This is a genomic window from Fusobacterium sp. JB019 (genome assembly GCA_030673965.1).
GTDB lineage: Bacteria > Fusobacteriota > Fusobacteriia > Fusobacteriales > Fusobacteriaceae > Fusobacterium_B.
This window is the reverse complement of record JAUTCN010000002.1, coordinates 110,047-134,889: the sequence shown is the minus strand read 5'-3', so window position 1 is coordinate 134,889 and position 24,843 is coordinate 110,047. Positions and strand designations below refer to the sequence as shown.

Annotated in this window: 23 protein-coding genes and 1 CRISPR repeat array (1 of these 24 only partly in view); of the genes, 6 read left to right on the top strand and 17 right to left on the bottom strand. The window is 27.7% G+C overall.

What is annotated here, in order from left to right; genetic code table 11:
• A CRISPR array of direct repeats spans nucleotides 1–117; the repeat unit is 30 nt; unit sequence ATTTTAATCTAACCAATGTGGAATGTAAAC; it reaches 391 nt to the left of the window's first position.
• Between the two features lie 155 nt (nucleotides 118–272).
• Entirely contained in the window at nucleotides 273–836 is a 564-nt protein-coding gene (locus tag Q7K47_00860; protein MDP0505753.1) for a pentapeptide repeat-containing protein, read from the top strand.
• A 240-nt stretch (nucleotides 837–1,076) separates the two neighbouring features.
• On the opposite strand, the gene Q7K47_00855 is transcribed toward Q7K47_00860, so the two are convergent.
• Nucleotides 1,077–1,274, bottom strand: coding sequence for a hypothetical protein (locus tag Q7K47_00855; protein ID MDP0505752.1), 198 nt, complete (start codon nucleotides 1,272–1,274; stop codon nucleotides 1,077–1,079).
• Nucleotides 1,275–1,648: 374 nt separating this feature from the next.
• Here Q7K47_00855 and Q7K47_00850 point away from each other — a divergent pair, with 374 nt between their 5' ends.
• The 3 genes from Q7K47_00850 (at nucleotide 1,649) to Q7K47_00840 (ending at nucleotide 3,561) form a co-directional block, all read left to right on the top strand.
• Nucleotides 1,649–2,014: an STAS/SEC14 domain-containing protein gene (locus tag Q7K47_00850; GenBank protein MDP0505751.1), complete on the top strand. Its 366-nt coding sequence runs from the start codon at nucleotides 1,649–1,651 to the stop codon at nucleotides 2,012–2,014.
• A gap of 210 nt (nucleotides 2,015–2,224) precedes the next feature.
• Nucleotides 2,225–2,848: a hypothetical protein gene (locus Q7K47_00845; GenBank protein ID MDP0505750.1), complete on the top strand. Its 624-nt coding sequence runs from the start codon at nucleotides 2,225–2,227 to the stop codon at nucleotides 2,846–2,848.
• An 83-nt stretch (nucleotides 2,849–2,931) separates the two neighbouring features.
• Nucleotides 2,932–3,561, top strand: coding sequence for a hypothetical protein (locus Q7K47_00840; protein MDP0505749.1), 630 nt, complete (start codon nucleotides 2,932–2,934; stop codon nucleotides 3,559–3,561).
• Nucleotides 3,562–3,724: 163 nt separating this feature from the next.
• Here the strand turns inward: Q7K47_00840 and Q7K47_00835 are convergent, their stop codons facing one another.
• Both Q7K47_00835 and Q7K47_00830 read right to left on the bottom strand, forming a co-directional pair.
• The gene (locus tag Q7K47_00835) at nucleotides 3,725–3,823 is read right to left on the bottom strand and encodes a methionine/alanine import family NSS transporter small subunit (protein ID MDP0505748.1); all 99 of its coding nucleotides are present in this window, start codon (nucleotides 3,821–3,823) and stop codon (nucleotides 3,725–3,727) included.
• A 15-nt stretch (nucleotides 3,824–3,838) separates the two neighbouring features.
• Complete coding sequence (locus Q7K47_00830; protein MDP0505747.1) at nucleotides 3,839–5,374, bottom strand: sodium-dependent transporter; 1,536 nt, start codon at nucleotides 5,372–5,374, stop codon at nucleotides 3,839–3,841.
• A 454-nt stretch (nucleotides 5,375–5,828) separates the two neighbouring features.
• On the opposite strand from Q7K47_00830, the gene Q7K47_00825 reads away from it, so the two are divergent.
• Both Q7K47_00825 and Q7K47_00820 read left to right on the top strand, forming a co-directional pair.
• A complete protein-coding gene (locus Q7K47_00825; GenBank protein ID MDP0505746.1) occupies nucleotides 5,829–6,008 on the top strand; it encodes a hypothetical protein in 180 nt (59 codons plus the stop codon).
• Nucleotides 6,009–6,149: 141 nt separating this feature from the next.
• The gene (locus tag Q7K47_00820; GenBank protein ID MDP0505745.1) at nucleotides 6,150–7,217 is read left to right on the top strand and encodes an alkaline phosphatase; all 1,068 of its coding nucleotides are present in this window, start codon (nucleotides 6,150–6,152) and stop codon (nucleotides 7,215–7,217) included.
• 21 nt (nucleotides 7,218–7,238) lie between these two features.
• On the opposite strand, the gene Q7K47_00815 is transcribed toward Q7K47_00820, so the two are convergent.
• From Q7K47_00815 to ftsY, 14 genes are all read right to left on the bottom strand, one after another.
• Nucleotides 7,239–8,129, bottom strand: a complete 891-nt coding sequence (locus Q7K47_00815) for a DMT family transporter (GenBank protein ID MDP0505744.1) — start codon at nucleotides 8,127–8,129, stop codon at nucleotides 7,239–7,241.
• A 117-nt stretch (nucleotides 8,130–8,246) separates the two neighbouring features.
• A complete protein-coding gene (locus Q7K47_00810; GenBank protein MDP0505743.1) occupies nucleotides 8,247–8,696 on the bottom strand; it encodes a universal stress protein in 450 nt (149 codons plus the stop codon).
• 103 nt (nucleotides 8,697–8,799) lie between these two features.
• On the bottom strand, nucleotides 8,800–9,243 hold the full coding sequence (gene aroQ / locus Q7K47_00805; GenBank protein ID MDP0505742.1) for a type II 3-dehydroquinate dehydratase: 444 nt from the start codon (nucleotides 9,241–9,243) through the stop codon (nucleotides 8,800–8,802).
• Nucleotides 9,244–9,256: 13 nt separating this feature from the next.
• Nucleotides 9,257–10,564, bottom strand: coding sequence for a shikimate dehydrogenase (aroE, locus tag Q7K47_00800; GenBank protein ID MDP0505741.1), 1,308 nt, complete (start codon nucleotides 10,562–10,564; stop codon nucleotides 9,257–9,259).
• A gap of 15 nt (nucleotides 10,565–10,579) precedes the next feature.
• Entirely contained in the window at nucleotides 10,580–11,428 is an 849-nt protein-coding gene (gene pheA / locus Q7K47_00795; GenBank protein MDP0505740.1) for a prephenate dehydratase, read from the bottom strand.
• 21 nt (nucleotides 11,429–11,449) lie between these two features.
• On the bottom strand, nucleotides 11,450–12,541 hold the full coding sequence (gene aroC / locus Q7K47_00790) for a chorismate synthase (protein MDP0505739.1): 1,092 nt from the start codon (nucleotides 12,539–12,541) through the stop codon (nucleotides 11,450–11,452).
• Complete coding sequence (gene aroA, locus Q7K47_00785; protein MDP0505738.1) at nucleotides 12,534–13,841, bottom strand: 3-phosphoshikimate 1-carboxyvinyltransferase; 1,308 nt, start codon at nucleotides 13,839–13,841, stop codon at nucleotides 12,534–12,536. The genes aroC and aroA overlap by 8 nt, the downstream gene beginning before the upstream one ends.
• Nucleotides 13,842–13,861: 20 nt before the next feature.
• A complete protein-coding gene (gene aroB / locus Q7K47_00780; GenBank protein ID MDP0505737.1) occupies nucleotides 13,862–14,923 on the bottom strand; it encodes a 3-dehydroquinate synthase in 1,062 nt (353 codons plus the stop codon).
• Entirely contained in the window at nucleotides 14,904–15,800 is an 897-nt protein-coding gene (locus tag Q7K47_00775; GenBank protein ID MDP0505736.1) for a prephenate dehydrogenase, read from the bottom strand. Before Q7K47_00775 ends, aroB begins: the two co-directional genes overlap by 20 nt.
• Before the next feature lie 54 nt (nucleotides 15,801–15,854).
• A complete protein-coding gene (gene aroF / locus Q7K47_00770; GenBank protein MDP0505735.1) occupies nucleotides 15,855–16,874 on the bottom strand; it encodes a 3-deoxy-7-phosphoheptulonate synthase in 1,020 nt (339 codons plus the stop codon).
• A 540-nt stretch (nucleotides 16,875–17,414) separates the two neighbouring features.
• Nucleotides 17,415–20,996, bottom strand: a complete 3,582-nt coding sequence (nifJ, locus tag Q7K47_00765; GenBank protein MDP0505734.1) for a pyruvate:ferredoxin (flavodoxin) oxidoreductase — start codon at nucleotides 20,994–20,996, stop codon at nucleotides 17,415–17,417.
• Between the two features lie 141 nt (nucleotides 20,997–21,137).
• Complete coding sequence (locus tag Q7K47_00760) at nucleotides 21,138–22,340, bottom strand: acetate kinase (GenBank protein MDP0505733.1); 1,203 nt, start codon at nucleotides 22,338–22,340, stop codon at nucleotides 21,138–21,140.
• Nucleotides 22,341–22,399: 59 nt separating this feature from the next.
• A complete protein-coding gene (gene pta / locus Q7K47_00755) occupies nucleotides 22,400–23,410 on the bottom strand; it encodes a phosphate acetyltransferase (GenBank protein MDP0505732.1) in 1,011 nt (336 codons plus the stop codon).
• 181 nt (nucleotides 23,411–23,591) lie between these two features.
• Nucleotides 23,592–24,761 carry a signal recognition particle-docking protein FtsY gene (gene ftsY, locus Q7K47_00750; GenBank protein MDP0505731.1) on the bottom strand — a complete coding sequence of 390 codons (1,170 nt, stop codon included), beginning with the start codon at nucleotides 24,759–24,761 and terminating at the stop codon, nucleotides 23,592–23,594.
• Between the last annotated feature and the right edge of the window lie 82 nt (nucleotides 24,762–24,843).

The following is a 24,843-nucleotide window of genomic DNA, read 5'->3' as shown; positions in this document are numbered from 1 at the left end:
CATTGATAATAGCTTTTTCATTTTAATCTAACCAATGTGGAATGTAAACTTTATGTTATATTCTGAAGGTGTATCAGGAATTAACATATTTTAATCTAACCAATGTGGAACAAAAAGAAAATCTCTTTTTATATAAAAGGTTTTCTTTTTTTGATTTCTAATTATTTTATTATCTCTTCCTTAATCACATTAAAAATTGACTCCTTCTCACCTCTATGTTATATTAAAACAAAAAAATAAATAGTTTAAACTTTTTATAAAGAAAGTGAAATATGTACTACGAAGATATAATTTTTACTAAAAAAGATATGGAAACATTAACTTTTGAAAACAGCGAATTTTTAAGTTGCACATTTGAAGGAATAGCTTTTAACCAAATAAACTTTAATAATACTATCTTTGAAAACTGTACCTTTAAATCTTGTCAATTAAATACCTGTACTTTCTGCCATTCAAAATTTATAGATTTAAATTTTGAAAATTCTGAACTTATCAATATTTTTTTAAGTAATATCAATCAATTTATAATTGAAGTAGTCTTTCTTAAATCATACTTAAAATATTGTGATTTTAGCAAATTAGATTTAAAGAAAATAGATTTTTCAAATTCCACTTTAAAAGAATGTTTATTTTCTAATACTAATCTTAAACAAGCCTCTTTTAAAAATTGTGACTTACAAGGAACATGTTTTGAAAATTGCAATTTAGAAAATTCTAACTTTAAAAAAGCTACTAATTATAGAATAAATCCTTTAACAAATAATATCACAGGAGGACAATTTTCTCTTCCTGATTTAATTGGATTATTAAAAGATTTTAACATTAAAATCAAATGATTTGACTTTCAAAGTTAATTGTGGTATTATTATCTTGTGATGTAGATGTTTTACATTTTATTAACTCCTAAACTTTAGTCAGGTTTATGAGTTTCCTACCCTAAACTTTAAACAATAAAAAAAGAAAGCCTTATATTATAAAAGGTTTTCTTTTTTTATTTATAATCTATTTATTTTTATTAAATATCTGAAAAGCAATTACAAAAAAGCTTAGTTTCACCCTAGTCTCTAACTAAAAAATTAATCAACATTAGTTTTAGAGCAGCAATGAGTGCAAGCATTTGCTTTATAATAACTTCTTTCTAAAGCATCTATTACTGCTTTTTCAGAAGAATTATAATTTCCTAAATAAACAACATTAGGATATTTATCAGGATCAACAAAACTACATGTTAGTCTATGTATTTCGTGTGTATTCTCATTTATATAAAAAATCATAACAAATACCTCCTTCCTTACATAATTTAAATTTATAGCGAACACTACGTTTTAAATATACCTCCAGATGTATTAATTGTCAACAGTTTAAATTATTATATTTAAGAAAGTTAAATTTGGCACTGTTATTTAATGATTATTTAAATAAAAAAAGGCTTAGAATTAACTAAGCCTTTAGAAAGATAACACTTGTATATTAAGAAAAGATTAATTTAAGAATACTCTTATAATCTTCATATGTCAAGTCTTTTAATTTTTTATATTTTTCCATTGAAAAGAATCATGAAAAGATCTACAATGTACTTATAGTAATACGTTTTAATAATTAGATATTTATTTTATTGGTTTCATTTATATGAAGGAGGAAGGATAATATGATTGAATTACTTTCAAGAAGCAATAAGGCTAATTTTGGAATACATGCTAGTGGAAAAGTAACTTTAGAAGAAGAACTAACTTTTTTAGGAAAATTAAATTCTATTTTAGAAAAGCATGAAAAAATAAATATTCTTGTTCTAGTAGAAAAAAATATCACTTGGGATACCAAAGCAGAATTAGAAGATTTAAAGTGGATAGTTCAAAATTTTAATAGAATCAATAAAGTTGCTTTAGTTTCAGATGCTGAAATAGCAGAAATATTTTTCAAACAAATACAGCCCCTATTTGAATTAGCTAATATCAATAGAGCTAAATTTGAAGCTAATAAAATAAATGAAGCTTGGGATTGGTTAGAAAGTTAATATAAAAAGACCTAGAAAACTAGGTCTTTAGGTAAAAAATATTACACAAATAATTTAATATTGAGGTTACTAAAAGGATACCCTCATAATTTCAATTTGTCAACTTTATTAAAGATTTTTTTATAACATAATTTAAAAGCTAGTATTTAATCCTTTTTTTATATTCTTATAGTATAATTATAGAAAAGAACCTTAAGGAGATGAGAATATATGGAAAAGAAAAATCTTTTAGAAAAACAAGCTTTTAAAGTTTTAGCATATGTATTTTTTTTATTTATTTTAATTAGACTTAGTATTTTCACAAACTTAAATATGACAGCCGTTATAGCAATTTTAGCTTTTATAAATCCTTTCTTCATTATTTTCATATTGAAAACTCAAATAAAAGAGTATAAAGACTTCTTAGCAAGTAAAAACTCAGTTGCAAAACTTCAATTTGAATTAGAATTTAAAATATACACTGAAATTTTTGACTTGATCTACAATTTAAATCTCGAAACAAATAAATTGGCTCCTAAATTAGATTCTCCCATTACAGTTACTGAAAAGAAAAAGAGATTAGAAAACTTTAAATCTACTTACAATAGTTTGTCTGTTGCTCTAGATAAACATAAACCATTTTACTTAGAAGAAATATATGTTAAAGGAAAAGAAATAAAATGTCTTTGTAATTTAGAAGCTCAAGCCCTTGAAAAATTAATTAATAAAAAAGCAGTTAGTTTCCCTTACAAAGATTCACAAAAAAGAAAAGAAAAAATTAATGAAAATTTAGATGAAGTTACAGCTTTAATAAAAAACAGAATTGTTAATATGGGAATGATTAACCACAACTAAAAATTTAAAATTTATTTGATTTTTTCAAAATAAAGCATATAATATAATTTAGTAACAGAATGTATTTTAAGGAGATGACTCTTATGGAAGAAAAGGAAGAATTATTATTAAAAAATCTTTTACTAAAATATTCAAAAGAAAATATAATTATTTCCACAAAATTATTGTTTAATAATAATTTAAAACTTATGAATGATTTAAATATTAAAGATTTTTACAATCTATTCGACTTAATTGCTAAATATTTTGAAAAAAATAATTTTAATTTAACAATAAAGCCAATCACAAAACCTTATTTGCACAATATTAAAATTTCCCGCCCTCACCTCTTATTTGGACAAATGACTCATCAAAAACAAATGGAAAATTTTATAAAAATATATAATCCGTCAGATAAAAAAGAATTTAGAGATTCTTATTTAAAAAAATATGGTTATATTAATGCTTTAGCTGGAAGTATATGTGATGATCTTAAAGTTCCAAATAGTTATAAAACATATAGCAAAGAAATTTTAACAATTAAACTTTTAGAAGAATATCACAAAAACAATGATCACAAACTATCTATGACTGAAATTTCACTATGTGAAAATTTACCTGGATATTGCACAATAAAAAAATACTTTAATAACATTTATCTAAAAGAAATTTGGAAAGAAGTTTTATCTTATGAAATAAATAATTTAGATAAACTAAAAGGGCTTAGAAATTAACTAAGCCCTTTTGGTAAATATTTAAAAATATAAAATTTTAAATATTTGACATGGTAGTAATATAATACCTTTTATTCTATAAAATGTCAAGACTTAAAATTTATTTTTTAATTATTTTTATAGACTCTACCTATTAAAGTTTTTAATAAGTAGAGTCATTTTATTATTTATTTGACTTTAAAGCAATTCTTAAACAAACTGCAAATCCACCCCAAAGGATGACACAACTTAAAATAGCCATTATTATTGCTCCTGTACTCATAAACTCATCCTCCTTTTAATCTTCTACATCTAATTTTATTTCATTTCCAAGACCATTATGATATATATCTTGTTCAAATTTATCTGAACCTTTTTTCTTAGCCAGTATAATCGCTCCAATTATAACTGCAATAATTACACCCATTCCATATATCCCTAAAGCTAGCCAAGAATATCCTTCATATGGATTATTTATTGTATTTTTTATTTTCAAGAACAACATTAATCCAAGAATTAATGATGTAGCTCTAATACAAACTAACCACCACTTTCCAATTGCAAAATCAGAAAGACTATTCGCATATCTTCTTACACTATCAGTTTTAAAAAGCCATCCAAATATAACTAGTTCCGCAAATCCTGCCATAACAATTCCATATTGATTTGTTGCATAATCCACGATATCCAAAATATATAATCCACCTTTAGTAGCTATAACTAAAGATAATAAACCTGATATTAATGTAAATCTATTTAAAGCTTGTTTTCTTGTTAAATTAAATTTATCTCTAATAGATGCCACTACAGCTTCCACTATTGATATTGAAGATGAAAATCCTGCAAATATTAAAGAAGCAAAGAAAATTACTCCGATTATTCCATTCATCCCTGGCAATGCACTTATAGCTTGAGGAAAAACTACAAAAGCAAGCCCTACTCCAGCTGAAGATACTTCTGCTACACTTACACCTTGACTATAAGCCATGTACCCTAACACACTAAATACTCCTATTCCAGATAATAAACTAAAACTACAATTTCCAAGTCCTGTTATAAATGCATTGTTTACTATATCTGAATCCTTTGGTAAATAACTAGAATAAGCATACATAATTGCAAAACAAACACTTAAAGAAAAGAAAATTTGACCATAAGCAGATAACCAAACTTGAGGATCTAATAGTTTACTAAAATCTGGTTTGAAAAAATAATCTAAACCTGATAAAGCACCTGGTAAAGTTACTCCTCTTACTACAATAATTAAAAGAGCTATTACAAGTAAAGGCATAAATATTTTATTTGCTTTTTCTAGCCCCCCCTTAATACCTAACCTAATAACAATATAATTAACTAACCATACAATTAAAAGTGGAATTAATACCTTTGTATTCAATCCTCCTAATTTCATTGGAGAGTCAGTTAATTGTAAATAATTTCCAAATAAAAATCCTTTCGGATCACTCCCCCAAGCTCCAGTTAATGCATATCCTGCATAACTTACAGCCCACGCAATAATGACAACATAATAAGTTGTTATACAAAAAGCTATCAATGTTTGAAACCATCCAACAACTTCATATTTTTTATTTAAATGTCCAAATACTCCTGGAGCACTATGTCTCGTTTTATGACCTAAAGAAAATTCTAATATTAAAATTGGAATTCCTGCAGTTAATAATGCTACTAAATAAGGAATTAAAAATGCTCCCCCTCCATTACTTGCTACCGTATATGGAAATCTCCATATATTTCCTAATCCTACTGCTGAACCTATAGCTGCAAGAATAAATCCCATTCTTGAGCCCCATTCTCCTCTATGCTCTACACTCATAAACTCCTCCTCTCTTAATTTCCATTAAGAATACCGTACATTTTGTTTATAATTTTAAAAACTTATAATCAATTAAATTTAATTTATAGTTTTAAAATATTATATACTATTTTTTTAATATGTCAATACTATTTTTTTTATACCTCGTGTTTTAAAAATGCTTCAAGCACATATTATAAGTTGTTTTTCATGATTGAGATAATTTTGAAAAGAATTCTTATCTATATTATACCACCTTAATCTTTTTTAAGAGTAATAATTATTTAATATTTTATTATCAAAAACATTTATTTAGAAGGATTAATTTTAAAATTACTTATATTTAGCCCGTAAACAAAATATAAAAATTGATTATCTAAAATAAAAGTAGTATACTTTGAGTAGGGAGATATGTATGAAATTATAAAAAATCTTATTTTAAAGTAATATTATAGATTGAAAGAGGTGATTTAGAATGCTAGTTCCTTTTCCCAAAAATTTAATTAAAAAAGTAGAAATAAAAAATGGAGAAATTGTTTTTAAAAAAAATATTTCCCAAAATGAAAAAAAAGAATTTTTCAAAACCATGAAAGAAAATTTGAAAAAACCTAAACGATATGATAAAAATGGAAATTTATTAACCTATGATATCTAAAAAACAAATAATAAATATACTAAGAACTATAGAAAAATCTATAGTTCTTTTTTATAATAAAAAAACTTTAAGGAAATATTAACCAAATATTAATATTTTTCATTTATAATAACTTTACAATACACAAAAGGAGTTATTCAAATGAAAAAATTAACAAAAATCGTCTTAACCTTTATCATTTTTATATTTTTAATATTCTTTATACATTCAACATCTTTTCTTTTCCCTAAAGAAAAAGCACCTAAAAATGTTATTCTTTTAATTGGAGACGGAATGGGCGAAAATCATATAAAAGCTGGAGAATATTTAAATGGTCAAAAATTTAAATTTGAATCTTTACCAAAAGGATATGTTGAAAATTTAAGTATGTTTTTTGAAACTACAGATTCTGCTGCTGCTGGAACAGCAATGGCTACAGGAATTAAAACTAACCCTCGAAAAATATCTGAAAATATTTTTAACAAGAATGAAAAAACTATACTTGAACTTAAAAAATCAGAAGGAAAATCAACTGGAATAATTACTACAACCTCAATAACAGATGCTACTCCTGCTGTTTTCGCTTCTCACAGCAACAACAGACACAATCATGATGAAATTTTAAATGATTTCCTTAGTATAAAGCCAGATATTATAATGGGAGGTGGAGATCCTAAGCTTACAGATTTAAAAAAATTATCTTTTAAACAAAATAACTTTCAAGTTATTGATACTTATGATGATTTTAAACTTTTATCTTATAAAAACAAACCAATAATTGCTACTTTTGGAAATACAAATCTTCCATACTTTGATCAAGAAAAGATAGCTCCTTCATTAAAAGAAATGACAGCAAAATCTTTAAATATACTTTCAAAAAATAAAAAAGGCTTCTTCTTAATGGTAGAAGGAGGTAGAATAGATGATGCTTCCCATGCTCTTGAAAAAGATAGAACTATCCATGAAATGAAAAATTTTGGTTCCACTGTAGACTATGTTTTACAATGGGCTAAAAAAAATAAAGATACTATGGTTATTATAACCGCTGATCACGAAACTGGTGGAATTAAAAATTTAATTAATAAAGGAAAAAATAAAGTTCCTAGTTTTGATTGGAAAAATAATGGTTCTCATACAAAAGCTTTAGTTCCAATTTATATATACAATGGAAATTATAATATAAATAAAAAAATCATTAAAAATATTTCTATTTTCAATCTAATGAAATAAAAAAAGCTCCCTTAAGGGAGCTTAACTATTATCTGATTTCTTTTTATTATCTATAAAATACATTAAAAGACCACTTAAAATAATTAATATTCCTATAAATTGTTTTATTGTTAAAATCTCTCCAAGTATAAGATAAGCAAGAATACACGTTCCTACAGATTCTCCTAAAATAGACATGGAAACTGTTGAAGCACTAACCCATTTTAACAACCAATTAAAGATAACCTGACCTAAAACTGTTGAAATAAGAGCTAATCCTAAAAAACACCACCAAGTTAATTTAGAATAATTAAAAAAAGAAGCTTTTGTTACTATAGAATATACAAACAAAATTATAGAGCTCATTCCATATCCTACAATAGAATAAGGAACTACATCTATTTCTTTCCTTAAAATTTGTCCCACAAAAAAATAAGCTGTTATAACTCCTGCAGCTACAAAAGCCATTATATCTCCAATTAATGCTGTCCCACTAATCTGAAAATCTCCCCATCCTATAATAGCGCAACCTATAATAGAAATAAAAGCTCCTAAAATTGCCTGCTTAGAAAATTTTTCTTTAAATATTAAAGCACTTGCTGCAAAGGCAAAAACAGGTTGAAGAGTTACAATAACTGTAGAACTTGCTACCGATGTAAATTTTAAAGATTCAAACCATAATAGATAATGTAGTGATAAAAATATCCCAGAAGCAGCCCCTATTAAAATTTGTTTTTTTGTTAATTCTTTTACTTGTTTTAAATTTTTTTTATTTGTAAACACAAAGGGAAATAACATTAAAAAAGTAAAACCTAATCTATAGAAAGCTACTATAGAAGAAGGAGCATCACTTAATTTAACAAATATAGCTGAAGTTGACAAGGCAAAAGTTCCTAAAATTAAAATAAAATATTGTAATAATTTATTGTCCATTTTTTCTCCTTATTTATTTAGTTCTATATCACTATATTACATATTTTTAATTATGTCAATTATAATAAATATAAATAAAAAAAAGAACCCTTTTACGGGCTCTTAAATTCATTTATTTTATTCTGGAGCAATAAGAAGCATACAATGAGCATGCTTAACTACATAAGTAGTAACTGAACCAATCATTTTTTCAAATCCTTTTTTAGTTGATTTAGTCATTATAATAAGATCCACTTCATTTTCTTTAGCTACCTTCAATATTTCTTTACCAATTTTTTTATCAAAAGATACTTCTTTTTTAACAGAATAATCTTTTAAAAGTTCCATAGGAGAATCTAATTTTTTCTCTATTTTGTCCTTTAAATTGTGGCTTTCAAATATTCTTTTCCCCTCTTCATAAGTTTTTCCTCTTAATGCTTCATCTAAATCTTTGTAAATTTCTTCTGTTCCCTCTTCAACATACATTAAAACTATTTCTACTTCAGTAGGCGCATATAGTTCTTTCATTAAAGAAATAGAATGTAAACTTCTTTCACTACCATCTAATGGAATAAGTATCTTTCTCATATAAATCTCCTCCTATTAAATATTTAGTTTAAATTAAAGTACCTTCTATTTTGATTATAGCTTACAATATCAAAAAAGTAAACAATATCTTCAAATAAAATAACTAGTTTTTTTGATTTTTAATAAAATCTATTAATCCTTCCATAGCTAAAATGTAACCCTTAAGTCCAAGTCCTGAGATTTGACCCAAACATCCTGCCGCTGTTATTGAGGTATGACGCATTTTTTCTCTCTTATGAATATTACTAATATGAACTTCTATAGTAGGAATATTTACAGCTTTCAAAGCATCTAATATAGCTATGCTATAATGTGTATAAGCTGCTGGATTTATAACTATCCCATCAACATTATTATAAGCTTTTTGAATAATTTCTACTATTTCTCCTTCATAATTACTTTGCTTTATTTCAACTTCTATATTTAATTCTTTTGATTTTTTTTCTATCAATTCACAAAGAAAATTATAATCTTCTTTTCCATAAATATTTTCTTCCCTTACTCCTAGCATATTTATATTTGGACCATTTATAACTAATATTTTCACAGTATCAACCCCTTTATTTTTGTATAATATCGATTATACTATCTACCACTTGATTTATACCAGTTTTATTTTCTATAATATAATCTGAATATTTTTTATAAAATTCTACTCTTTTATTATAAATACTATAAATCTCTTCTATCCCCTTTAATAAAAGAGGTCTTGAACTTACATCTATATCCTCTATTATTCTTTCTAAAGGACGGTTTAAAAAAATTATAATTCCATTTTTTTTAAGAAGCTCTATATTTTCATATTTTTTTATAACTCCCCCACCTGTTGATATTACTTTATTTTTGTTCAAAGATATTTCTTTAATAGCCTTTGTTTCAACCTCTCTAAAATATTCTTCTCCATATACGAATAGTTCTGAAATAGATTTTTTTTCTAAAGTTTGTAAATATTCATCTGAATCTATAAATTCTTTATTTAATTTTTCAGCCAATATTTTTCCAATATAAGTTTTTCCACAGCCAGGCATACCTATAAGAACAATATTCTTATTATTTTCTAATCTTTTCGCTATTTTTTCGATTACATCATTTCCTATTTTTTTATTAAGCCAAATTTCCTCCGAAGCTATTCCTTGAGCTACTAGCATGAACATTCCATTAACTGCTTTTTTTCCACATAGTCTTGCTTTTTCTAAAAATTTAGTTTCTAAAGGATTATATATCAAATCTACAAAAACCTCATAATTTCTAATACTTTTTTCACTTATTGGACAATCATAAATATTAGGAAACATACCTACAGGGGTAGAATTAACTACTAGATACCCTTTTTGATTTTCTTTTTCTAAAGTATTAAAGGTTATCATTCTAGTATCTTCTCCCAGTAAATTTCCTAGTTGAGAGGTTGCTTTTTCTAAATTTCTTGCAACAATAATAATTTCTTTAGCTTTTAAATCTCTTAAACAAGTTATTACTGCCCTAGCTGCACCACCAGCTCCTAAAACAACAACTTTTTTATTTGATACATCTATACTATTTTGTTCTAACAATCTTGAAAATCCAAAATAATCTGTATTATATCCATATTTTTTTCCATTTTTAAAATGAATCGTATTAACCGCTCCTATTTTAGAAGCTTCTTCAGAAATCCAATCTAAAGATTTTATAACCTTTATTTTATAAGGTATTGTTACATTTATTCCAATATTTTCATCAGATATATCTTGAATAAAATCATTTACATCTTTTTCTTCTTTTTCAAATAAATCATATTTACCTTGAATCTGTAACTCCTCAAATAGAAATTCATGAATTTTAGGAGATAAACTATGACTTAAATGTCTTCCTAATAATCCTAGTTTAATCATAATTTTCACCCTCTTTTATTTTTTTTCTCCAATATAATTTCCTAAAACTTTATATTCTGAAACAAATTCTTTCATTTTTTCTAAAGCTTCTCTAACATTTTCTTCCTCTAAGTTTCCTGTAACGTCAATATGAAAGAAATATTGCCATGGCTCTTCAGCTATTGGACGAGATTCTATATTTTCCATATTCATATTATAGTTAGAAAAACATCCTAAAAGTTTATAAAGACTTCCTGGCTCATGTTTTAATGTTACCACCATAGTTATTTTATTTGCTTTTTCATTTTTTATCATTTTTTTCGAAATTATAAAAAATCTTGTATAATTATTTTTATTTGCATTTATATTAGAAGCTAATATTTCCAAATTATAACGTTTTGCTGCTTGCTTTCCTGCAACAGCTCCCATATAATTTTTTTTCTCTTCACTAACTAATTTTGCTCCTCTAGCAGTATTATAATATGGAATTTGTTTCATCTTAGGATGTTCTTTAAAAAATCCTCTGCACTGAGCAAAACCTTGAGGATGAGAATAAACTTCTCTTATATCTTCAAGTTTTGTTCCAGGATAAGCTAGTAAATTATGGTCAACTTTTATAATTTTTTCTCCTATAATAAAACAATTATATTGTCTTATCAAATCATAAACTTCTGTAATTCCACCTGTTGAAGAATTCTCAATTGGTAAAATCCCATATTCTATCTCACCCTTTGAAACAGCTTCTAAAACATCTTCAAATATAGAATAATTAAATTCTTCTATATTCTCATCTTTAAAATATTCCTCTATGGCTAAATGACTGTACGCCCCTTCAACTCCTTGATACCCAACATATATTTTATTTTTTCCGTTATTTTTTTCCATAAATACCCCATTATAAATATTTTATTTTAAACCACTTGAAAGCAATAAATCAAGTATTACAATTGCTGCAGCACTTTCCACAACTGGTACAGCTCTTTGAACAATACAAGGATCATGACGACCATTTACTTCAAGTATTGTATTTTCCTTTGTTTCTAAGTTAACTGTTTCTTGAGGCATTCCTATTGAAGGAGTTGGTTTTATTCCGACTCTAAATATAATTGGCATTCCATTTGTAATTCCCCCAAGAATACCTCCATTATTGTTTGTTCTAGTTTTAATATTCCCTTCATTATCTATATACATAGAATCATTTGCTTCATCCCCATAAATTTCAGAAATTGCAAATCCTAAACCAAATTCAACTCCTTTAACAGCAGGTATTGAAAATAACATATGAGATAATCTACTTTCCACAGAATCAAAAAATGGATCTCCAATTCCTGCAGGTACATTTGTTATCATACACTCTATTTTCCCACCAATTGAATTTTTATTTTCTCTAGCTATTGATATTTCTTTTTCCATTTCACTTGAAATATTATCATTTATTACAGGAATTGCCTTTTCACTTATTTCATCAAACAATTCCTTTGTTTCATTTAAAGTATTAAAACTATTATCCTTAACTTTACCTACTGATGAAATATGTCCACCTACAAATATTTCATGCTTTTCTAAATATTGTTTTGCAAGAACACCTGCAAAAACTAAAGGAGCAGTTAATCTTCCTGAAAAACTACCTCCCCCTCTATAATCATTATAACCTTTATATTTTATTTTTCCAGAATAATCAGCATGACTAGGACGCATTACATTTTTTAAATAACTATAATCTTTAGATTTTTGATTAGTATTCAATATCAGTCCACATATTGGAGTTCCTGTAGTTTTTCCTTCAAATATACCACTTTGTATAATTACTTCATCCTTTTCTTTTCTTTGAGTAGACATTTTATTTCTTCCTGGAGCTCTTCTTTTCATTTCCTTTTTTACTTTTTCTAAATCTATTTCTAGTCCTGAAGGAAATCCATCAATAACTACTCCAATTCCTAATCCATGAGATTCTCCAAATATAGATACTCTTAGTTTTTCTCCAAATACACTACTCATATTTTCCTCCTAACTTTGCAAAATCATTCCAAAATTCAGGATAAGATTTTTTAACACATTCCGTTCCCCTTAATGTTAAAGACTCTTTACATTTTATAGAAGCAACTGCCATACTCATAGCTATTCTATGATCATTCCAACACTCTACTTCTCCACCTATTAAGTTTTCTTTTCCATTAATTATTAGTCCATCTGGAAGTTCTTTAATATCTGCACCTATTTTATTTAATTCAGTAGTAATAGCTTCTAATCTATCACATTCTTTTATTCTTAATCTCCCTGCATTTTTTATTTCAGTTATCCCTTTACTTACACTAGCTAATACTGTAAGAACAGGAATTATATCTGGGCAATCACTTGCATCTATAATAGTTTTATTTGTTTTTTCTCCACCTAAAACTTCTATTTCATTTATAGATTCTTTAATATTTAGTTTAACTCCCATTCTTTCTAAAATCTCTAAAATAACTTTATCTCCTTGTAAAGAATTTAAATCTATTCCTTGGCAGTTAATATTATTTCCTTTTTCATTTAAGGCTCCTGCTACTAACCAAAAAGCAATTTGAGAATAATCTCCTTCTACATAAGAATCTTCATTATTTTTATAATGTTGATTACCCTTAATTCTATATTCCATATAATTATCATGTTCTATTTTTATTCCATATTTATCTAGACAAGAAAGAGTTAAATCAATATAACTACGAGATTCTAATTTTGAAGTTATTTTTAATATTGAGTCTCCTTTTAATAAAGGTAATATAAATAAAAGTCCTGTTATAAATTGAGAACTTACATCTCCAGGTAATTCATATTCTCCAGCTTTTAATTTTCCATTAACTTTTAAAGGTAAATTTTTATTTTCAATGTTTTCATAAATTATCCCTTTTTTATCGAAAATATTATAATATGCATCTAGTGGTCTTGATACTAATTTTCCTTGACCTTTAAATATAACTTCTTCTCCACAAATTGCTCCAAAAGGTATTAGAAATCTAAGAGTAGATCCTGACTCACCACAATCTATAATTTTATTTTTCACTTTAAGATTTCCATCTGTTCCTAAAATTTTAAAAGCTTTTCTTCCATTAATTTTAGATTTTACTTCTTCTATTTCAATTCCTAAATTCCTAAGAGAATTGCATGTTGCATCAATATCTTTAGAAATACTTATATTATCTACTATACTTTCTCCTTTTCCAAGAGCAGCACATATTATCTCTCTATGTCCCATACTTTTAGAAGAAGGAATAGAAATATTTCCATTTAAATTTTTTGGTGTTATTTTTAAAATATTCAATATTCTCTCCTTTCTAGATATTAAATAATATACTTATCTATATCTTTAAAATCTATCTTCATTAGTTCCCCTTGCCCTAATCTTTTTAGAACAATTACAGTTATTTTGCTTCCTGATTTTTTCTTATCCATTTTTATAATTTTATGAATCTCTAAAGAATCCATTTGAACAGAAGTTGGTAAATTAAATTTTTCTAATAATTTTTTTATTCTTTCTACTGTTCCTTTTTCTGTGATATTTAATTTTTCTGTTGTACTAGTCATTCTTATCATTCCTATTCCAACACCTTCACCATGAGTATATTTTTCAAATCCATAATATTTTTCAACAGCATGTCCTATTGTATGTCCAAAATTAAGAACCATTCTCTCACCTTTATCTAGTTCATCATTTTCAACTATCTTTCCTTTTATTGAACAACATCTAAAAATAATATCTTCTGCTGAATTTATTATATCCTCGTCTTTATTCATATTTTCAAATTTTTCAAAAAGCTCAAGATCTCTTATGCAGCTATATTTTATAGCTTCTGCAAAACCATCATGTAAATATTTTTTAGGTAATGTTTTTAATAATTCAGGATCTATATAAACAGCTTTAGGTTGATAAAAATGTCCCACTAAGTTCTTTCCACTAGGTAAATCTACAGCTACTTTCCCACCAACACTACTATCTATTTGAGCAAGTAAAGAAGTTGGAACTTGTATAAAATCTACACCACGTAAAAAACTTGCTGCTGCAAATCCTCCCAAATCTCCTGTAACTCCTCCTCCTAAAGTAATAACCAAATCACTTCTAGTTAATCCAAACTCTGCTAATTCACTATAAACTTTTTCTAAAACTTGTAAATTTTTACTTTGTTCCCCTGCAGGAAAAACTATTCTTTCTACAATATACCCTTCTTTTTTTAAAGAATCCTCTAAGACTTTACCATAAAGAGCATTTACATTAGTATCTGTAATTATTGCTATTTTTTCTGCAGATATAAATTTTTTTATTTTACCACCTATTTTATCTAAAATTCCTGATTCTATTTCAATATCATATGTCTTTGGTCCTAAATTAATTTTTATTTTTTGCATTCATTATCCCTCTTCTCTTTATTGTGGCTTCTTTCATCATATTTTTTAATTGAATCACATCTTCTGTTTCTAAAGCATCTCTCCATTTTTCTAGTTCATTTTCCAATTTTTTTATTTCCTCTATGATAAACTTTTTATTGTCTAATAATAAATCAGACCATAAATCTTCATTAATATCTGCAACACGGGTAGTATCTTTGTAACCTCCGCCAATAAAATATTTAGAATTTTCATCCATATTACTGCTATTTACCAAAGCTACTGCCATAACATGAGGAAGTTGACTAGTATAAGAAATAATTTCATCATGTTTTTCAGGAGAAACTTTTATATAATCTTTACATTCTAAAAGATTTATAAAATTCTCCATCCAAACAATATTCTCTTTTTTATTTCTAGAAGTTGGAATAAGTATATAACTAGCTCCTTTAAACATATCTTTTGTAGATTGTCCTACTCCAACTCCTTCTCTACCAGCCATGGGATGACCAAAAATAAAATCCATATTTTCTCCCAAAAGTGGCTCTATTTCATTTATTAATTTTCCTTTAATTCCTGTTGCATCAGTCAATAAAACACTATCTTTAAAATACTTAACATTATCTTTTATAAATCTAACTAAGGTACTTGGGTATATGGAAAATATTATAACATCTGCTTTTTTTAAGTTTTCCTTTGGATTTTCATAAGCTTCATCAATAATATTTTTTTCTAAAGCTTCTTTTAAATAATTTTTATTAATATCAATTCCAATTATTTTTTTCACTTTAAATTTTCTTAAATATTTTGCATAAGATCCTCCAATTAAACCAACTCCAACAATAGCAAACACTAAATCTTCTATATTCTTTTCTAAAATATTTTTCTTATCTACCATATAGCCCCCTAGCTTCTTAATAATTTAAGTATATTAGTATTATATCATTATTTTTTAATCCATGCTACGTCCTACAATTTCTGAAATCTTTTTTAATTCTTTCATTAAATTATCAAAACGTTTTGGTTTTAATGATTGTGCTCCATCACACCATGCATTTTCAGGATCATTATGAACCTCTATCATTAATCCATCTGCTCCTACAGCTATTGCTGCTTTTGCTAGATCCTCAACCATCCACCATTTTCCTGCTGCATGACTAGGATCAACTATAACTGGTAAATGAGTTAACTTTTTAGCAGCTAACACAGCACTTAAATCTAATGTATTACGTGTGTACTTTTCAAAAGTTCTAATTCCTCTTTCACATAAAATTACATTTGGATTTCCACTAGCTATTATGTATTCTGCTGACATTATCCATTCTTCTATTGTTGCAGATAAGCCACGTTTTAATAATACTGGTTTAGTAGTTCCTCTTCCTATAGCTTTTAGTAATTCAAAGTTTTGCATATTTCTTGCACCTACTTGAATTAAATCTACCTTTTCTTCAAATAAAGGAATTTTATCTATAGACATTATTTCAGTTACTACTGGTAATCCATTATTTTTACCTGCTGCTACTAACATATCTAATCCTTCTTCTTTTAATCCTTGGAATGAATAAGGTGAAGTTCTAGGTTTAAAAGCTCCTCCTCTTAGCATTGAAGCTCCAGATTTTTTAACTTCTTTTGCTATATCATTCATTTGATCATTTGTTTCTATAGAACAAGGTCCTGCAATAACTGCTATCTTTTCTCCTCCTACCTTTATTCCACCAACATCTATAACACTATTTTCTGGATGAAATATTCTATTTGCACGTTTATAAGGTTCTTCTACTCTCATTACTTTTTCAACATAGACATTTACTGATATATCTCTCGGGTCAACAGATATAGTATCTCCTATTAATCCTAAAATTGTATAATTTAATCCTTTTATTTCATTTACTTGAAATCCTTTTTTCTCCATCTCTTCAGTTATTTTTTTTATTTCTAATTCCGGTGTTCCATTTTTCATTACTATAATCATATTTTTCCCCTTTCCTTAATTAATTTTTTATTTAAATAATATTATCATCTTTGAATATTTTATTCTAGATAACAATATTATTATTTTACCTGTCGCATTTTTTTTATCAAACCATTGATTTAATTAGTTTTATAAACAATCAATTCTAAAAATTTGTTCGGTGTCTTAGAATTTTATAAACTTTTTTATAAAATTTTATAAAAAAAACCTCAGATATATCTGAGGTTTTAATCAACAATTTAATATTAATTAGTATTACAGATACATTTTCTTAATTAGTAATTTATAAACCAAAATAAGCTTGTCTCTGTTTTTATAAAACAATTACAAACTTTTCTTTAATACCAATACCAAGAAAATGTATTTACAAGAGAGATATTTTTTAGATAAGCTTTATTTATATTTTTCATTTTATATATCCCTCCCTTTTATTTTTATTTGATGTATTTTATCACCATTTGTTTAATCTGTCAAATTTTTATTTCAAAAAATTAAAAAAGACCCCTTCAGCTTAACGCTGAAGAGATCTAAAATTAATAACTATTTTTTTTCAGATGAGAAATCCATAGCTGCTAGTCTATTATATTGTCTCCATCTTCTTTGTGCATCAAATTTATTCTTAGCGAATAATTCTTCAGCATGAGTTGGGTTAGCTTTTTTAAGAGTAGCATATCTAACTTCTCCCATTAGATATTCTTCATATTTATCCCAGTTTGGTTCTTTCATATCTAGAATTAGAGGGTTTTTACCTTCTGCTTCTAAAGCTGGGTTATATCTGAATATTGGCCAGTATCCACATTCAGTTGCTAATTTCATTTCAGTTTGAGATTTGCTCATTCCTTTTCTTACACCGTGGTTAATACATGGAGCGTAAGCAATGATTAAAGATGGTCCATCATAAGCTTCAGCTTCAGCTATTGCTTTTAGATATTGTTGTTGGTTTCCACCCATTGATACTTGAGCTACATAAATATGTCCATAAGACATTGCTATAGCTGCTAAATCTTTTTTCTTGAATGATTTTCCTGCTGCTGCGAATTTTGCAATTGCTCCAGTAGGTGTTGCTTTAGAAGCTTGTCCTCCAGTATTTGAGTAAACTTCTGTATCCATTACTAGGATATTTACATCTTCATTTGTAGCTAAAACGTGGTCAACTCCACCATAACCAATGTCATAAGCCCAACCGTCTCCACCGAAGATCCATTGAGATTTTTTAACTAAGTATTGTTTTAAAGAAAGAATTTCTTTAGATACTTCACATCCACAAGCTTCTAACATAGGTAATAATTCTTCTTTTACCTCTTTAGTTACTGCTGATGATTTTCTATTTTCAATCCATTTTGTAAATAAAGCAGCTACTTTAGGATCTACTTTATCCATTCCTCTTTCCATTACATCTTGAAGTCTATCTCTTAAAGCTTCAACTGCAACGTGCATACCGAATCCATACTCAGCATTGTCTTCAAATAATGAAGATCCCCAAGCTGGTCCTTCTCCTTGTGCATTTTTACAATAAGGAGTTGAAGGAGATGATCCTGAATAGATTGATGAACATCCAGTAGCGTTTGCAACCATCATTCTATCTCCAAATAATTGAGTTATTGCTTTAATATAAGGTGTTTCTCCACAACCAGGACAAGCTCCATTGAACTCAAATAATGGTTGAGCAAATTGAGATCCTTTTACTGTATTTTTAGACATTAAGTCATCTTTATAAGTTACTTCATTGTAAAGATATTTTGCATTTTCAACTTGACCGTCTTCTTTAGCTGCATCGATAGGTTGCATAACTAAAGCTTTTTCTTTAGCTGGACATACGTTAGCACAAGATCCACAACCTGTACAATCCATTACAGATACTTGCATTCTATATTGTAATCCATCTAATCCTTTTCCTAATGGTTTTTTAGTTTCCATTCCTTCTGGTGCATTAGCCATTTCTTTTTCATCTAATAAGAATGGTCTAATTGCAGCATGTGGACATACATAAGCACATTGACCGCATTGAATACAATTGTCTACTTTCCATTCTGGAACTGATACTGCTACTCCTCTTTTTTCTAGAGCTGCTAATCCATTTTCAATTGTACCGTCTTCATATCCTTTAAATGCTGAAACTGGTAAGTCATATCCTTTAACATGATTTACTGCATAAGAAATATTTTTAGCATATTCTGCTGTTTTATCAACAGTTCCACATCCACAATCTCCACAACAAGATCCGCAAGATGCTTCGCAAGCTTCTTCATCTGCAAGATCTTTCCATGCTGGATCAACAGTAATTTGTTGGATTCCATCAGCACCTTTATCAATAGCGTTCCAGTTTAATTTAACTATATCGTCACCTTTTTTAGCATATGATTTTTTAGCGTAATCTTTCATATATTGTTGAGCTTCTGCAAATGGAATGATTTCAGCTAATTTAAAGAATGCAGATTGCATTATTGTATTAGTTCTATTTCCAAGTCCAATTTCTCCTGCTAATTTAGTTGCATTGATTGTATAGAATTTAGCATTTTTTTCAGCTAATTGTTTTTTGAAACTATTTGGAATATGATTTAATAATTCTTCTTCATTCCATACAGTATTTAATAAGAAAGTTCCACCATCTTTTAATCCTGAAATCATATCATATTGTCCAACATAAGCTGCCACTGAACAAGCTACAAAAGAAGGAGCTGATACTAAATATGTTGATTTTATAGGATCCTTACCAAATCTTAAGTTAGATCTTGTAATTCCTCCTGATTTTTTAGAATCATAAGCAAAATATGCTTGAGCATATAAATCTGTTTTATCTCCTATGATTTTTATTGAGTTTTTGTTAGCTCCAACAGTTCCGTCTGCTCCTAATCCATAGAATAAGCAAGCTTTTACGTCTTCTTTTGAAACTACTGTGTGATCTTCTAATGGTAATGAAGTAAATGTTACATCATCATTAATTCCTATTGTGAATCCATTTTTAGGCTCATCTTTTAATAATTCAGTATAAACTGCGAATATTTGAGCTGGATTAGTATCTTTTGAAGAAAGTCCATATCTTCCTCCAACTATTGTTGGCATATCTTCTTTACCATTGAATAGAGCTAACACATCAAGATATAATGGTTCTCCAACTGATCCTGATTCTTTTGTTCTATCTAAAACAGCCATTTTCTTAACTGTTTTTGGTAATGCTTGGAAGAAATATTTAGCTGAGAATGGTCTATATAAGTGAACTTTAATTAAACCAACTTTTTCTCCTCTAGCTAATAAATTATCTATAACTTCTTCTGCTGCTTCACAAACAGATCCCATAGCTACTATTACTCTGTCAGCTTCTGGATGTCCATAATAATTAAATGGTTTGTAGTCTCTTCCAGTTGCTTTAGAAATTTCTGATAAGTAGTGAGCTACTACATCAGGTACTGCATCATAGAATTTATTTTGAGCTTCTCTTCCTTGGAAGTAGATATCGTCGTTTTGAGCTGTTCCTTTAGTTACTGGGAACTCAGGATTTAATGCTCTTTTTCTAAATTCTTCAACTTTATCCATATTAATTAAGTTTTTGAATACATTGTAATCCATTAACTCAACTTTTTGAATTTCATGTGAAGTTCTGAATCCATCAAAGAAATGCATGAATGGTATACTAGATTCTATCGCTGATAAATGTGCTACTCCTGCTAAATCCATTACTTCTTGAACTGAGTTAGATGCTAACATAGCAAATCCAGTTTGTCTTGCTGCATATACGTCTTGGTGATCTCCAAAGATTGATAATGCATGAGTTGATAATGATCTTGCAGATACATGTATAACACCTGGTAATAATTCACCTGCTATTTTGTACATGTTAGGTATTTTTAATAATAACCCTTGAGAAGCTGTATAAGTAGTTGTTAATGCCCCTGCTAACAAAGACCCGTGAACAGTTCCCGCTGCTCCTGCCTCTGATTGCATTTCAACTAATTTTACTGGAACATCAAAGATATTTTTCATACCTTTTGCTGCCCATTCGTCAGTATACTCCGCCATTGGTGATGATGGAGTGATAGGATAAATTCCTGCTACTTCAGTAAACGCATATGATGCGTAAGCTGCCGCCTGGTTTCCATCCATAGATTGCATTTGTTTTGCCATTTTGTTTCCTCCCTTTTAAACCTTTGAGTTTTTATTAATCACATTGAATATTGGAAGGGACATTCCTATCCCCTCCTATTTTATCAATATTACTAGCTTAAGATTTGTCTAATATTCTGTTGAATAATGTCCTAATTTTCCCTATTTGTTATTTACTATTTTGAAAGTATCTCTAGCAATTTCTAATTCTTCATTTGTAGGTATTTTAAATATTTTTGCTTTAGAATCTGCTGCTGTTAAATCAACAATTCCTTTCTTTCTAACTGAATTTACTTCTTTATCTATCTTAATTCCCATAAATTCTAAACCTTCTAGTACTGCTTCTCTAACTCCTGCTGCGTTTTCTCCAATTCCTCCAGCGAAACAAACTGCGTCTACTCCACCAAGTTGTGCTGCATAGTTTCCTATGTAAGCTTTTATTTTATAGATAAACATTTCTTCAGCAAGTATTGCTCTTTCGTCTCCTTCTGCAACTCCATTTTCCATGTCTCTACAGTCAGAAGATTTTCCATATACTCCTAAAATTCCAGATTCTTTATTTAGTCTTGAATCCATTTCTTTATCAGAAAGGTTTCTTTTTCCTTTTATAAATAGAACTGCTGCAGGATCTATATCCCCACATCTAGTACCCATCATTACACCTTGTAATGGAGTAAGTCCCATTGAAGTATCAATACATTTTCCATCTTTAACAGCTGAAATTGATGCTCCGTTTCCTAAGTGACAAATTATAATATTTGAGTGCTCAGGATTACCCATAGCTTTTATACATTCTTCTGAAACAAATTTATGAGATGTTCCGTGGAATCCATATTTTCTAACTTTTAATTCAGTATAATCTTCGTATGGTAATGCATACATATAAGATTTAGCTGGCATTGTTTGATGGAATGCAGTGTCGAATACACCTACATTTGGTTTCCCTGGCATTAATTCTTTACAAGTATCTATTCCCATTAAGTTTGCTGGATTATGAAGAGGAGCTAACTCGTTATTTTTTTCGATAGCTTTTAAAACATCATCAGTTAATAATACTGATTTTGCAAATTCTTCTCCACCATGAACTACTCTATGACCGATAGCGTCAACTTCTTCTACAGAAGCTATAACTCCTATTTCTTTATCTGTTAATGTATTTATTACTAATGTTAAAGCCTCTTTATGTGTAGGCATTGCTTGTTTAAATTCTTTTTCTAAATCAGTTGCAGGAACTTCATATTCCATTCTTGATCCGTCTATCCCTATTCTTTCACAAAGTCCTTTTGCAAAAACTTCTCCTGATTGAGGATTTAATAATTGATATTTTAAAGATGAACTCCCACAATTTATTACCAATACTTTCATTAAATAAACTCCTTTTATTCTTATTTTTTTATTTTAATTTTATTTAATTTTTATTTTAATTACATTCCACATTCTGTACAAGCTTGAGCTGAAGTAATTGCAACTAAAACTACGATATCAGAAGCTGAACATCCTCTAGATAAATCATTAATAGGTGCATTTAACCCTTGAATTATTGGTCCATAAGCATTTGCTCCTGCAAGTCTTTGAACTAATTTATATCCTATATTACCTGCTGATAAAGTTGGGAAAATTAAAACGTTAGCATTTCCAGAAACATCTGATAATGGAGCTTTAACTTCTCCTACTGATTTAACTAAAGCTGCATCTGCTTGTAATTCATCATCAAATCTGAAAGCAACTTTTCTTTCTCTTAATATTTTTCCTGCATCTTTAACTAAATCTACACACTCATGGTTTGCAGAACCTTTAGTTGAGAATGTCATTAAAGCAACTCTCGGATTTATTCCTGCTATTGTTCTAGCTGTTTCAGAAGCTGAAGTAGCTATATCTGCTAATTGTTCTGAAGTTGGTTTTGGTATAACTGAACAATCTCCAAATAATAATACGCTTCCAAATAAATCTTTCTTTTGAGTTAATTCCATTACGAAAACAGAAGAAACTGTTTTCACTCCTGGTTTTGTTCCTATAACTTGGATTCCTGCTCTTAGTACGTTAGCTGTTGGTGCTGTTGCTCCTGATACCATTCCATCAGCATCTCCCATTCTAACTAACATAGCTCCTAAGAAATCTCTATCTGTCATTAGTTTTTGTTTTGCTTGTTCAAAAGTCATTCCTTTTTTAGCTCTAAGCTCTGCTAACTTAGTTGCATACTCATCCATTCTTGAGAATGTTGCAGGATCTACTATATGTGCTCCTTCAATTGAAACTTCATAAGCTTTTGCATCTAAAGCTATTTTTTCTGCATTTCCTATTAATACTGGACGTGCTAACTTTTCTTTTAATATTTCAGCTGTTGCTCTCAATACTCTTTCATCATGTGATTCTGGTAATACAATTCTACTGTTTGCTACTAAAGCTTTCTTTCTTACTTTCCCTAAAAAACTCACTTTAATCCTCCTTAAAGATTTCATAATAATTTATTTATAACATTTACTGTTTGTTAAACGTAATTTAACTATTTTTCTAAAACTTCAACTATATATTAACAAATTTTAGAAATATTTACAATTTTTTTTTTGCTTTTTTTTGCTTTTTTTTCTAGCATATTTTTTTTATTTTGCTCAATTTTTAATCGAATATAGCATTTATATATTCTTTAGCATTGAATTTTCTAAGATCTTCAATACTTTCTCCAACACCTATATATTTAATTGGTTTTTTTATTTTGTCTGAAATGCTAAAAATAACTCCTCCCTTAGCCGTTCCATCTAGCTTTGTTACAATAAATCCTGTTAACTTAGTTGACTCATTAAATATTTCAGCTTGAGCTAATCCATTTTGTCCTGTTGTTCCATCTAACACTAAAATAGATTCATATCTTTCATGACCTATTTTTTTTATTATAATGTTATTTATCTTTTCTAATTCTTTCATTAAGTTAGCTTTATTATGTAATCTTCCTGCAGTATCTATTATAACAACATCTGCTTTTTTTTCTTGAGCAACAGATATAGTTTCATAAACTACAGATCCAGGGTCACTTCCTTGTTCTTTTCTTACAATTTCAACCTCTGCTCTTTTGCCCCATTCCTCTAATTGCTCTATAGCTGCAGCTCTAAAAGTGTCTGCTGCTCCTATTATCACTTTTTTACCTTCTCTTTTTAATTGATGGGCTATTTTCCCAATAGTTGTTGTTTTTCCTACTCCATTGACTCCTACGACTAATATTACATTTAATTCTCCTTCTGTAATATCTAAATCATTATTTTCTTTAATTAAAAAATCTCCCATAACTTCTCTTAGAACTTCATATATCTCTTCTGGTTTTTTTAATCCTCTTTTTTTAACTTCTTTTTCTAGAGAAGATACTATCTTCATAGTCATATCCATTCCAATATCTGATTGTATTAACAATTCTTCTAATTCTTCATACATTTCCTGATCTATAACTTCTCTTCCTGAAAATATATTTTTTATTTTTCCAAAGAAACCTTCTCTTGTTCTAAAAAGTTTTTCCTTTAAAGATTTGAACAAATTTCTCTTCTCTTCTTTTTTTTCCTTCTTTTCTAAAATTTCAATATTTTCTTTTTCAAATATCTTTTCTTTAGTTTCTTCTTCTTTTATTTCTTCTTTTATTTCTTCTTTCATTTCTTCTTTTATTTTTTCTTTTTTTATTTCTTTACTAATTTCTTCATCTATTAATAAGCTATCATTATTATTATTTATATTTTCTTCTATTTTTTCTTCTTCTTTTTTATTTGTATCTTTCTTTCCAAACCATCTTTTAAAAATTCCCATACTAACCTCCATAAATTCTTACTTAATCTTCTCTTTATATTAGCATATATATTGGTTTTTTTCAATAAATTCCATTTTTTAA

Bases quoted from the DNA above. Each gene is read 5' to 3' on its own strand.
- Q7K47_00850 (MDP0505751.1), top strand. From the start codon at position 1,649: ATGATTGAATTACTTTCAAGAAGCAATAAGGCTAATTTTGGAATACAT.
- pheA (MDP0505740.1), bottom strand. From the start codon at position 11,428: ATGGAAAAAAATAACGGAAAAAATAAAATATATGTTGGGTATCAAGGA.
- aroF (MDP0505735.1), bottom strand. From the start codon at position 16,874: ATGATTATAGTAATGAAAAATGGAACACCGGAATTAGAAATAAAAAAA.
- Q7K47_00820 (MDP0505745.1), top strand. From the start codon at position 6,150: ATGAAAAAATTAACAAAAATCGTCTTAACCTTTATCATTTTTATATTT.
- aroE (MDP0505741.1), bottom strand. From the start codon at position 10,564: ATGATTAAACTAGGATTATTAGGAAGACATTTAAGTCATAGTTTATCT.
- Q7K47_00810 (MDP0505743.1), bottom strand. From the start codon at position 8,696: ATGAGAAAGATACTTATTCCATTAGATGGTAGTGAAAGAAGTTTACAT.
- Q7K47_00840 (MDP0505749.1), top strand. From the start codon at position 2,932: ATGGAAGAAAAGGAAGAATTATTATTAAAAAATCTTTTACTAAAATAT.
- Q7K47_00830 (MDP0505747.1), bottom strand. From the start codon at position 5,374: ATGAGTGTAGAGCATAGAGGAGAATGGGGCTCAAGAATGGGATTTATT.
- aroC (MDP0505739.1), bottom strand. From the start codon at position 12,541: ATGAGTAGTGTATTTGGAGAAAAACTAAGAGTATCTATATTTGGAGAA.
- nifJ (MDP0505734.1), bottom strand. From the start codon at position 20,996: ATGGCAAAACAAATGCAATCTATGGATGGAAACCAGGCGGCAGCTTAC.
- Q7K47_00855 (MDP0505752.1), bottom strand. From the start codon at position 1,274: ATGATTTTTTATATAAATGAGAATACACACGAAATACATAGACTAACA.
- Q7K47_00835 (MDP0505748.1), bottom strand. From the start codon at position 3,823: ATGAGTACAGGAGCAATAATAATGGCTATTTTAAGTTGTGTCATCCTT.
- Q7K47_00845 (MDP0505750.1), top strand. From the start codon at position 2,225: ATGGAAAAGAAAAATCTTTTAGAAAAACAAGCTTTTAAAGTTTTAGCA.
- aroB (MDP0505737.1), bottom strand. From the start codon at position 14,923: ATGCAAAAAATAAAAATTAATTTAGGACCAAAGACATATGATATTGAA.
- Q7K47_00825 (MDP0505746.1), top strand. From the start codon at position 5,829: ATGCTAGTTCCTTTTCCCAAAAATTTAATTAAAAAAGTAGAAATAAAA.
- Q7K47_00815 (MDP0505744.1), bottom strand. From the start codon at position 8,129: ATGGACAATAAATTATTACAATATTTTATTTTAATTTTAGGAACTTTT.
- ftsY (MDP0505731.1), bottom strand. From the start codon at position 24,761: ATGGGAATTTTTAAAAGATGGTTTGGAAAGAAAGATACAAATAAAAAA.
- Q7K47_00775 (MDP0505736.1), bottom strand. From the start codon at position 15,800: ATGGTAGATAAGAAAAATATTTTAGAAAAGAATATAGAAGATTTAGTG.
- Q7K47_00760 (MDP0505733.1), bottom strand. From the start codon at position 22,340: ATGAAAGTATTGGTAATAAATTGTGGGAGTTCATCTTTAAAATATCAA.
- Q7K47_00860 (MDP0505753.1), top strand. From the start codon at position 273: ATGTACTACGAAGATATAATTTTTACTAAAAAAGATATGGAAACATTA.